The organism is Nitrosomonas sp. (assembly GCF_040240425.1).
GTDB lineage: Bacteria > Pseudomonadota > Gammaproteobacteria > Burkholderiales > Nitrosomonadaceae > Nitrosomonas.
Genome location: NZ_QPHG01000023.1, coordinates 35867 through 45797, shown reverse-complemented (window position 1 = coordinate 45797; position 9931 = coordinate 35867). Strand labels below are relative to the sequence as shown.

At 48.9% G+C, this 9931-nt stretch carries 13 protein-coding genes, 1 other RNA gene and 1 pseudogene; 6 read left to right on the top strand and 9 right to left on the bottom strand.

Features of this window, described 5'->3' with window-relative positions:
- The 5 genes and pseudogenes from DU481_RS10260 to DU481_RS10240 all read left to right on the top strand — a co-directional run.
- Window positions 1-107: pseudogene (locus DU481_RS10260) on the top strand (IS1595 family transposase); the annotation flags it as partial.
- A gap of 96 nt (window positions 108-203) precedes the next feature.
- Window positions 204-668 carry a mobile mystery protein A gene (locus DU481_RS10255; protein ID WP_350134248.1) on the top strand — a complete coding sequence of 155 codons (465 nt, stop codon included), beginning with the start codon at window positions 204-206 and terminating at the stop codon, window positions 666-668.
- A gap of 7 nt (window positions 669-675) precedes the next feature.
- Window positions 676-1269 carry a mobile mystery protein B gene (locus tag DU481_RS10250; RefSeq protein WP_350134246.1) on the top strand — a complete coding sequence of 198 codons (594 nt, stop codon included), beginning with the start codon at window positions 676-678 and terminating at the stop codon, window positions 1267-1269.
- 94 nt (window positions 1270-1363) lie between these two features.
- Window positions 1364-2749: a class II fumarate hydratase gene (gene fumC / locus DU481_RS10245; RefSeq protein ID WP_350134244.1), complete on the top strand. Its 1386-nt coding sequence runs from the start codon at window positions 1364-1366 to the stop codon at window positions 2747-2749.
- A gap of 6 nt (window positions 2750-2755) precedes the next feature.
- On the top strand, window positions 2756-4057 hold the full coding sequence (locus DU481_RS10240; protein WP_350134243.1) for an MFS transporter: 1302 nt from the start codon (window positions 2756-2758) through the stop codon (window positions 4055-4057).
- Between the two features lie 133 nt (window positions 4058-4190).
- On the opposite strand, the gene DU481_RS10235 is transcribed toward DU481_RS10240, so the two are convergent.
- The 3 genes from DU481_RS10235 to DU481_RS10225 all read right to left on the bottom strand — a co-directional run bounded on the left by DU481_RS10235 (window position 4191) and on the right by DU481_RS10225 (window position 5809).
- Window positions 4191-4349 carry a hypothetical protein gene (locus DU481_RS10235; protein ID WP_350134241.1) on the bottom strand — a complete coding sequence of 53 codons (159 nt, stop codon included), beginning with the start codon at window positions 4347-4349 and terminating at the stop codon, window positions 4191-4193.
- A 175-nt stretch (window positions 4350-4524) separates the two neighbouring features.
- Window positions 4525-5322, bottom strand: a complete 798-nt coding sequence (locus tag DU481_RS10230) for a sulfite exporter TauE/SafE family protein (protein WP_350134239.1) — start codon at window positions 5320-5322, stop codon at window positions 4525-4527.
- Between the two features lie 31 nt (window positions 5323-5353).
- The gene (locus DU481_RS10225) at window positions 5354-5809 is read right to left on the bottom strand and encodes an EVE domain-containing protein (RefSeq protein ID WP_350134237.1); all 456 of its coding nucleotides are present in this window, start codon (window positions 5807-5809) and stop codon (window positions 5354-5356) included.
- A 160-nt stretch (window positions 5810-5969) separates the two neighbouring features.
- Here DU481_RS10225 and DU481_RS10220 point away from each other — a divergent pair, with 160 nt between their 5' ends.
- A complete protein-coding gene (locus DU481_RS10220) occupies window positions 5970-6626 on the top strand; it encodes a peroxiredoxin family protein (RefSeq protein ID WP_350134236.1) in 657 nt (218 codons plus the stop codon).
- Window positions 6627-6658: 32 nt separating this feature from the next.
- Here the strand turns inward: DU481_RS10220 and DU481_RS10215 are convergent, their stop codons facing one another.
- The 6 genes from DU481_RS10215 to DU481_RS10190 all read right to left on the bottom strand — a co-directional run bounded on the left by DU481_RS10215 (window position 6659) and on the right by DU481_RS10190 (window position 9874).
- Entirely contained in the window at window positions 6659-7318 is a 660-nt protein-coding gene (locus DU481_RS10215; protein ID WP_350134234.1) for an HAD-IA family hydrolase, read from the bottom strand.
- A gap of 58 nt (window positions 7319-7376) precedes the next feature.
- A non-coding RNA gene (ssrS, locus tag DU481_RS10210) (6S RNA) lies at window positions 7377-7553 on the bottom strand.
- Between the two features lie 31 nt (window positions 7554-7584).
- Window positions 7585-7884 (bottom strand): cell division protein ZapA, encoded by a 300-nt coding sequence (locus DU481_RS10205; RefSeq protein ID WP_350134232.1) that lies wholly within the window; start codon window positions 7882-7884, stop codon window positions 7585-7587.
- Window positions 7877-8074 (bottom strand): hypothetical protein, encoded by a 198-nt coding sequence (locus DU481_RS10200; protein WP_350134230.1) that lies wholly within the window; start codon window positions 8072-8074, stop codon window positions 7877-7879. The genes DU481_RS10205 and DU481_RS10200 overlap by 8 nt, the downstream gene beginning before the upstream one ends.
- A gap of 140 nt (window positions 8075-8214) precedes the next feature.
- Complete coding sequence (locus tag DU481_RS10195) at window positions 8215-8460, bottom strand: CDGSH iron-sulfur domain-containing protein (protein ID WP_350134228.1); 246 nt, start codon at window positions 8458-8460, stop codon at window positions 8215-8217.
- A gap of 235 nt (window positions 8461-8695) precedes the next feature.
- Window positions 8696-9874 (bottom strand): cell division protein ZipA C-terminal FtsZ-binding domain-containing protein, encoded by a 1179-nt coding sequence (locus DU481_RS10190; RefSeq protein WP_350134226.1) that lies wholly within the window; start codon window positions 9872-9874, stop codon window positions 8696-8698.
- Between the last annotated feature and the right edge of the window lie 57 nt (window positions 9875-9931).

Here is a 9931-nt window from a genome sequence, read left to right as displayed (position 1 = left end):
AACATACTTTCTACCTGCACTTGAAAGAAACCGAATTTCGTTTTAATCATCGCCGTGATAATCTCTATCATGAAATTCTTAAATTGTTACGTTTAAACCCGCTTTAACTTCCTAAGACCCTTTTGTTCATATATAAATGTTAATTAATTATTGATATGTTCATCTTTATGTATTAATATGATTAAGAATATGGACATATTAATATGAACAAAAACCAAGCATCGCTCGCTAGAAAGCAATTGGAAAGACGTCTCGCACCCTTGCGCGAGGCAGGGGTTGTTGCGCCGCCACGAGGATGGATAAAGGCCATTCGTGAAGCACTTGGCATGACTGCCCGCCAGCTTGCCGCGCGTATGGATGCTTCCCCTTCACGTATTCCGGTGATCGAAAAAGCGGAAGTGACTGGAGCAACTACGATCAAGACCTTGCGTGAAGCTGCCGAGGCAATGAACTGTACCTTTGTGTATGCTTTCGTGCCGGCAAAACCGCTCGATGATATTCTGCGTGAGCGTGCCATCCAGAAAACGCGCAAAGACATTGCCCGGCTCGATCACACCATGCGACTGGAAAACCAGGCTTTGCTCAAAGCCGATCTCGACGATGAACAGCGGCGCATGATCGAACTGATCCTATCAGGCTCACTAAAAGGGTTATGGGAGGATAAGTAGCATTGTCATGCCAGATCCATTATTTATCGATGACGATGATGCTAATACCCCACTTACCGACGAAGAGCGTGAGCAGCTTATTCCTGCCTATATCACGTTGCGGCACGAACTCAACGAAGCGGAGCAAATCAACATCGGCCAGGGGTTGCGCTGGGCTGCCGCACGCAAGAAACGGGACGTGTTGGATCAAAATTTCTTGCGCCAATTGCACAAGCGCATGTTTGGGGATGTGTGGCGTTGGGCAGGGCGATATCGCACCTCAGCCCGCAACATTGGTGTCGATGCCTATCGGATCACAATGGATGTGCATCAAGCTATTGACGATGCTTGTTACTGGATCGAACATAAAACCTACCCTCCGGATGAAATTGCGGTGCGGTTTAGTCACCGCCTTGTTGCAATCCATCCGTTTCCCAACGGAAACGGGCGCATCTCGCGTCTTATCGGCGATCTTCTCGCCCAGCAGCTTGAGCAGGAGCCATTCACATGGGGACGTGCAAATCTGGTCGATGTCGGAGAAACCCTCGCTCGCTATATTGAAGCCTTACGTGCCGCTGACAATCACGATATAAAGCCACTCCTGCTATTTGCGCGTTCTTAACTAGTAGAATGATAAACTCATAGTAATTCAGCGATTCGTTGGTAAACCAGAGCCGCAATTTATTCAATGATCTAATTTGATGAGGTAACTATCTATGCAAACCCGTGAAGAACGCGACACCATGGGCGTGGTCGAGGTGCCCGCCGACGCGCTGTGGGGAGCGCAAACGCAGCGCTCGTTGCAGAATTTCAAGATTTCCGGCGAGCGCATGCCGGTGGCATTGATTCATGCGCTGGCTCGGGTCAAGCGTGCTGCCGCCAAGGTTAATCACGACTTGGGCTTGCTTAACGCGGCGAGTGCGGCGGCGATCATTGAGGCAGCCGACGAAGTGACTGCTGGCAATTTCGACGATCAGTTTCCGCTGGTGGTGTGGCAAACCGGTTCCGGCACGCAGACCAACATGAACGTCAACGAAGTGCTGGCGAACCGCGCGTCGGAAATTATCGGTGGCGGGCGCGGCGCGGATCGCAAAGTACATCCGAACGACGACGTCAATAAAGGGCAATCGTCCAACGACGTATTCCCGACCGCGATGCACGTCGCGGCGGTGCAGGAATTGCAGCAGTGCTTGATTCCGGCGATTCAGTTGCTGCGCGGCACCTTGGCGGCCAAGGCGCAAGCGTTCGAGGCCATCGTCAAAATCGGCCGCACGCATTTGCAGGATGCCACCCCGTTGACGCTGGGGCAGGAGTTTTCCGGTTACGTCGCGCAACTGGATCATGGATTGAGGCATGTGCAGGCGGCGTTGCCGCATGTGTGCGAACTGGCGCTCGGCGGTACGGCAGTCGGCACCGGGTTGAACGCGCATCCGGAATTCGCCGCGCGCGTGGCGGCGGAGTTGTCGCGCCTGACCGGCTTGCCGTTTGTCACCGCGCCGAACAAATTCGAAGCGCTGGCGAGTAACGACGCCTTAGTACATGCACACGGCGCGTTGAAAACGCTGGCCGCGTCGCTGATGAAAATCGCCAACGACATCCGCTGGCTGGCGTCCGGGCCGCGCTGCGGCATCGGCGAATTGCGCATTCCCGAGAACGAGCCGGGCAGTTCGATCATGCCGGGCAAGGTCAACCCGACGCAATCGGAAGCGATGACGATGGTGTGCTGCCAGGTCATGGGCAACGATGTTGCGGTCAACATGGGCGGCGCGCTGGGGAATTTCGAGCTGAACGTGATGAAACCGCTGATCATTCATAATTTCCTGCAAAGCGTGCGCTTGCTCGCCGATGCCATGGTGAGTTTCAACGATCATTGCGCTACCGGTATCGAAGCCAATATTGAACGCATCGATGCGCTGATGCACAACTCATTGATGCTGGTGACCGCGCTGAATCCGCATATCGGTTACGACAAAGCCGCCGAGATCGCCAAAAAAGCACACCGCGAAGGCACGACTCTGAAAGCCGCCGCGATTGCCACCGGGTATGTGACGGCAGAGCAATTCGACGCGTGGGTGGTGCCGGAAATGATGGTGGGCAAATAGCGCTCGATGGTTGCTTCTCTCCATGCTTCCGAATCCGTCACGCGCCGCGAACGCTTTGCGTGGTGCATGTACGACTTCGCCAATTCCGGCTATACCACCGTTATCCTGACCGCCATTTTCAATGCTTACTTTGTCGGTGTGATTGCCGCCGGGCAGGGGAGCGGCGATGCCACGCTGTTGTGGACGCTGGCGATGGCGGCGGCGAATGCGCTGGTTTTAATCAGTGCGCCGGTGGTGGGCGCGATTGCTGATTATTCCGGCGCGAAAAAACGCTTTCTGACGATCACTACCATCGGTTGCGTGGTGTTTACTGCATTATTGTATTTTGCCGGACCGGGCGATATCGCGTTGGCGGTTGTGCTGGTGATTCTGGCGACGTTTATGTTCGCCAGCGGCGAGAACCTGATCGCGGCTTTTCTGCCGGAAATTAGCACACCGCAAACGATCGGGCGGCTCTCCGGCTACGGCTGGGCGCTGGGTTATTTGGGCGGTTTGCTGGCGCTGGTGTTGTGTCTGGCTTATGTCACGTACGCCGAGAAGCAGGGTATCGAAGCCGCGCAGTATGTGCCGGTGACCAATCTGATCGTGGCGGCGTTGTTTGCGCTGGCCGCGCTGCCGACGCTGCTGTGGCTGCGCGAGCGCGCCACGGTCTCGGAATCGTTCGACAGCGCGCATATCGTGCGGCAAGGATTCAGCCGTTTGCGCGCCACGCTGCGGGAAGCGCGTTTGTACATCGATCTGTTTCGTTTTCTGCTGGCGTTGACCACGTACTATGCGGGCATCCACATCGTGATCGTGCTGGCGGCGGTGTACGCGCAAGAGGTGATGGGATTCAAAACGCAGGATACGATCATCCTGATTATGGTGGTGAACGTGACGGCGGCGATCGGCGCTTTTCTGTTCGGCCATTTGCAGGATCGTATCGGCTCGCTGCGCTGTATCGCCATCACGCTGCTGATCTGGATTGCGGCGATTGGCTGTGCGTATTTTGCCGACGATACATTGTTATTCTGGGTCGCTGCCAATTTGATCGGCACCGCGCTCGGCGGCGCGCAATCGGCGGGCAGGGCGCTGGTCGGGCAATTTACACCGTCTGGGCGGCAAGGTGAATTTTTTGGCTTATGGGGATTGGCGACCAAACTGTCCGCGATTATCGGCCCGCTGACGTACGGCGGCATGGTTTACTTGTTTGCCGGAGATCACCGCATTGCGTTACTCAGCACGCTGGGGTTTTTTGTTCTTGGTCTTGCGATGCTTGCAGCCGTCAATGAGCAAAGAGGGCGTGAAGCGGCTAATATCAAGTACTAAAGGAATTTATGGACAGAACGAGGGGATTTTTTAAAGCGCCTGTAGGAACAAACTACAGATCCTACAGGGTATCATCTAAGTCAATTACACGACATTTGAACGATAAATTATTTCTATTGCTTTAAAGCTATTATTAATTAGCTGGTGGAAGCTCATTACGGCCTTCCGCTGGTTTACCTTCATGCGTTGTTCCGTAACCTTCAGAATTTGCACCTTCTGGCGCTGTTGGTTTTCCACATGCAACTAACGATAATGCTAAAAGTGTTACAACAAAAAATACTGAAAATTTCATTTGTGGCTTTTCCCTAAAATTAATAAATACATCTTTTTCATTTTTGTCACAGTAAAACTATAACACTAAAACTATAACACGTTACGAAGAATAATCACTGATAAATTGTGATTTAGCGCATTTAAATACCCGCTGGATCGCTTTGAGTTTGAAATGGGCCTATTGCCAGCCGGATTTACAGGATAGTGATTAACATTCTGATGCCCAAACCATAGAGCAAAACAACGAAGATTGTTCTGAGTGTGGCGGTTTTGGTGGAATGCGTAAGCTTCGCTCCGAGTGGCGCTGTTAACATGCTGGCCGATACCAGCCAGGCTAGCGCGGGTAAATACACATAGCCTAAGCTGAGATCGGGCAGTGTTTCCGATTGTAAGAAACCATTCGCGATATAACCGGCCGTGCCGGCCAATGCGATAGGGAAGCCGATCGCCGCCGCGGTGCCGATAGCGTGTTGCAGCTTGACGTTGCATAGCGTCAGGAATGGCACGGACAACAATCCGCCGCCGATTGCAACCAAGCTGGATAAAGCCCCGATGACATTACCGGCGAGAAATAGGCCGAATCTCCCAGGGAGTTGAAATAGTGGGCTAGGACGAAACTGCAGCAGCATTTGTGTGGCGGCGTAAAAAATGAAAATGACAAAAATAACACTCAGCAGTTGACCCGTCATTGACCCGGCCAGGGTCGCTCCGCCAAAGGTACCGAGAAAAATGCCCGGGGTAATATTCTTAACGATGGGCCAATTCACGGCGCCATGCTGGTGGTGGGTGCGTAAACTGACGGCCGACGTAAAAATGATCGTGGCCATCGTGGTACCCAACGCAAAATGGATGATGCGGTCGGCGGGAAAATCCTGCGCAGTGAATAGTGAAATGAGCACGGGAACGATAATCAGGCCGCCGCCAATGCCGAGTAAACCGGCAAAGAATCCCACAAATGCTCCGGTTAACAGATAAATCAACCACCATTCCATATGTAAGCCTGATAAAAAGAGTTGGATTGCGCTACAGATACTGCAAGATAAATTGCCACTCGGCCGGATCGACCGGTGTAATCGATAGACGGTTACCCGTTTGCAACACGCGCATCCTGCTTAATTGCGGATATTGCCTTAATTCCTTGATCGGAATCAGGCGCGTTCTATGCAGTAGCATGAGGTCGACATTAAACCAGCGCGGATTATCTTGCGTCGCTTTAGGATCGAAATACTTGCTGGCCGGATTAAATTGCGTGGCATCCGGATACGCCGGTTTGCTGACAACCGCAATGCCCATGATACCGGGATCTTTGCAGCAGGAGTGATAGAAAAACACCTGATCACCCACCGTCATCTGGTTGCGCATGAAATTGCGCGACTGATAATTACGCACACCTTCCCAGGCAATCGTTTGATCCGGCCGTGCGGCAAAATCATCGATACTGAATTCATCCGGTTCAGACTTCATTAACCAGTAGCGCATTTTTTACATGAGTGGCGATTTTTACGGGCAGCTTTGTATAGAGTGGCTCATTATAATTGATGACCTTCCGCCAGTTTTGTTTTTGATGAAAATTCTGCACGCTAACGGCCAGCTTCTGTAGTATATTCCAAAACTTTTCTGCGTTCTGACGACTTACACTATGAATAATCACACACTTTCTGATATTGCGGTTGATACTTGGGTACAAGGTGGCCCGCTCTCGCTCAACGATCTGACCGGTTCGGTGGTATTGATCGAGGTTTTTCAGGTCAATTGCCCGGGTTGTTTTATTTACTCGTTACCCAGGGCGGTTGATTTGTATGAGCGGTATCACGCGCAGGGCTTGCATGTGATCGGCTTGGCCACGGCATTTGAAGATTACGATAAGAATACGCTGGAGAATTTGCAAAAGTTAATCGCGACCGGCGAAGTGATCGGTGAAACCTATAAGGCGCTCAATCAATACGGTTTATTGTCGGACGGTAAGCTGAAGTGGAAAATACCGTTTGCGGTGGGTATGGACCGGGTAGTGGCGGAAACCGAGCCGGTGACCGATGAACGCGTGCTGCATTATGCGCAAAGTTTTTTGCCCGATTTCGACAAGTTCAGCGATGAGCAGAAAAAAACCGTGTTGCAGCAAGTCCATCAGTATATGACGCAGAAATTGATGCGCGCGGAAACTTTCGAGCGCTTTGCGCTGCAAGGAACGCCATCGTGTATTTTGTTCGATCGTAAAGGTGAATTAAAGGATGTGTCGTTCGGGCAAATAGACTATAAACAGGCGATGGTCGAGCATTTTCTGGCGGAGAAAATATAGCTTCATAAAAAGCTTTGCCACGATGTATTTGTTTAACCGGCAGCTAGCGTCTTTTCAAGCCAAACCTCGAATGCCTGATGATGATTCAGATCATATTGCCAGCAGAGAAATCCCATCTGCTGACCGGCCGCGATATTTTGCGGCTGATCGTCAATATAAATGGTCTCGACTGGATTCAGTCGGTATGTGTTTATTGCATATTGATAAATGGCCAATTCCGGTTTCAAAATACCGGCCTCAAATGACAAAATTTTGTGTTCAAATAAAGCGAACTCAGGGTAGGCAGTAAATATCCACGGACAATGGATCGCATTGATATTTGAGATCAGAATCAGATTGTGGTTATCGGCGGCCAGTTGACGAACGCAATGCCACATGGGCGCATTGTGAGTGAAGATTTGTTGCCAAGCCTGGTAAAACTGCTCTCGAGTAGCATCACTCCCCAAGATACTCAGTGCCCAATCCGCATAACCGGCTGGATCAATTTGCCCGCTTTCCAATTCGTCTTTGCGGTGCAGCACCGAACGAATCCGTTCGTGCGCGTCATCGATTCCTGACGGAATCAATCGCGCCAGCGACGACTCAAAATCAAAATCCAGCAATACGCGACCGATATCAAATAAGAATGTTTTCGTGCGGAAGGGAGGATTTCTGTTGCTTTGCTGCATCGATGGAATTGCGTGTGTAGTCATTGCGGAAAGAAAAAACTAAAAAGGACAAGAGATGTTTTGAATATCTCTTGTCCTGCAATAGCTCCCCACATATGCCGTCAGACCGTCATCTTGAACCATAGGGTCCAAGGTGGTTGCTTCATGGATACATCAGGAACATCCCGAAAGGACGCGCACAACAGTATCACTGTAATCCACAACCATTTTCTAAAAATGGTTCAAAGAATATAAGTCTAAACGAACACCGCAGGGATTAACCTGATTTACAACTGTAACTATTCACTATACTAACTTTCTTTATCAGTCAGAACTTCATCAACTTTCTTTCTTAATGAGACAATTCTACGCCGAAATTCATCGATGTCAAAGCCAGTTCCATTGCGCAGCATCAGCAGTTCATGCGTGATCTGCAATGCTGCGATAAGCGCAATGCGATCAGAATCAACAATCTTTCCTTCTGCTTTGATTTCTTGAATTTTTTTATCAAGATAAGCTGCGGCAAGCAGAATTTCCTCACGTTCTTCATCGGGGCAAGCAATGCAAAAATCCCGCCCCATGATGTTGAGGTTTAGCGGTTCATTATTCATTATCGGGTATGTTTAACAAAAGTGTTTCAAGCCGATCCGCTGTGACATGTATTTTCTCATTTAATTTCTCGCAATGCGCATGCGAGTCTGCAAGTTCTTTGCGCAGTTTATTATTTTCAGTGCTTGTATTTTGATACAAGCGTAAAAGTTGAAAAACTTTATCTTCTAAGGATTTCAGTTCTGTTTTCATGGGGCACTAATTTATGAACTATTAAAAGGGTTAATGGGTAACCAAATCTACAATTCTTATGCTGTGCCCGGGTATTCACTGAAATATTATTATTTTTGTTGTGGTTTTTGTTTTTTTATAGAGACTTTATTTTTCGGTACTTATAGTTTGCGATGTGTGCCATCACAAAAAGGAGCATTACCGGTTTTTTTGCAGGTACATAGCCATGCAGTTTTGTCTTCACTCACACTAAATTTCTTGGGTGTAAATTCTGTATTTTTATGCGAGCCGTCGCAAAAAGGCTGTGATTTGCTGCGACCGCACGTACACCAATAATAATCTTTCCCGGATTCCAGTTTGACTTCGATCGGTGAAAAAGGTTGGTTTGTATTCGAGGTATTATCCATTTTATCTTTTTATCAATAAGTTATTAAATAATTGTCTGGCAGTGATTCTAGGTATTAAGTACGTCTTATCACTAAATTATAATATTTATCATTATTATAGCTATCATTCCACAATTATCGCTGAACTATATCGGCTAACTATCTATTGTTAATACTATTTATTGAAACAATTGACAGTTGTCCTAGCGATTACGGATGCTCACAGATTTAACTTTAATTTTTTATTAAAAAATATTTATACAAATAACCGCAATGCGCTCGGACTGCCCGCGTTGATATGATTTTTTTTCATTGCGGTTTGTATTTCGATGAGCTGTTGTTTGCTTCTTTGAATTCCGCTGTCACTGAGCGGGACGCGGTTATCGTCAACCATGATTCCGCCCAGCGTATTAGAGAAAATCTTCGCCAGATGCGTCATCTGATCAAATATTCTTTCTCCTTGCGCGACTCTGGGTACATCCAATAAGAAAGTAACACCATGCGTTGTTAACGATTTCATATTTTCAGGCAAGAACGGAGGGGATTCATAATTACCCAGTATGAACAATACGTTATTGGTATCGTCGCGATACTTGAATAAACCATCTGACTCCAGCTTAAAGCCGGATGCTTCGGCCAATGCGCGAATCTTGGTGCCGACAAAGGCGCCGTTGTCCTTGCTGATGATGTTGATGCCAATCATGACATCCACATCGGCGCAGAATTTATCGAGCTGGACGGCTTTTTCGTGTGCGCTGACGATGTCCGGGCATTCCGCTGCGGCATGAACTTGCGCTGCGAAATCCTGCACCAGATCGCGGAATTTGGATAAATTGACTTCGCTGATCGGACCCGCTCTATCGGCAAGCTGCAAGCAGCCTTTTAAATGGCTGTAACCATCGCTATCGACATTGGATTCATTGGTAATCTCCTCCCAGGGTTCATTTTTATCTTGTTGACCGAGCCAGTATACCGGCTTGCCGAAATCGAATTTTCGTTGCAGTAATTTTGCAATATGGGTATTGGGGATGACGGACTCGGAACGGATGTTGACGATGTAATTCGTATTGCCGTCGTAATCCAATAGCGGCGAAGCGGCCGGCGAAGTTGTAGCCGTAGCGGTGCTAATAGGGATATTGATTGCAGCTTGAGCAGGTGCCGCCGCCGGTGGCCTTTTGGGCTCACTCGCCGCTGGCGTATCGATTGGCGCAAAAGTATCTAACGGGATATCTGCCGGGACTTTATTAAATTTTGGCTCAATCCGCTGAAACGGCTCATCGGAATTTTGGTCATCGAGCAGAATGTCATCGTGGTTATGATCGAACGCAGATTGAATTTTCCGCCGGTAACGCAGTTGTTGCCACCAGTTGAAGACAACGACACCGGCAATAACGATGATGCCGATGATGATCAAGCTTATCTGCAAGTCACTCATACTCAATATCTCCATATTATTTCCCTGCTATTTCGCACAATTACCGTTACGTGCAGT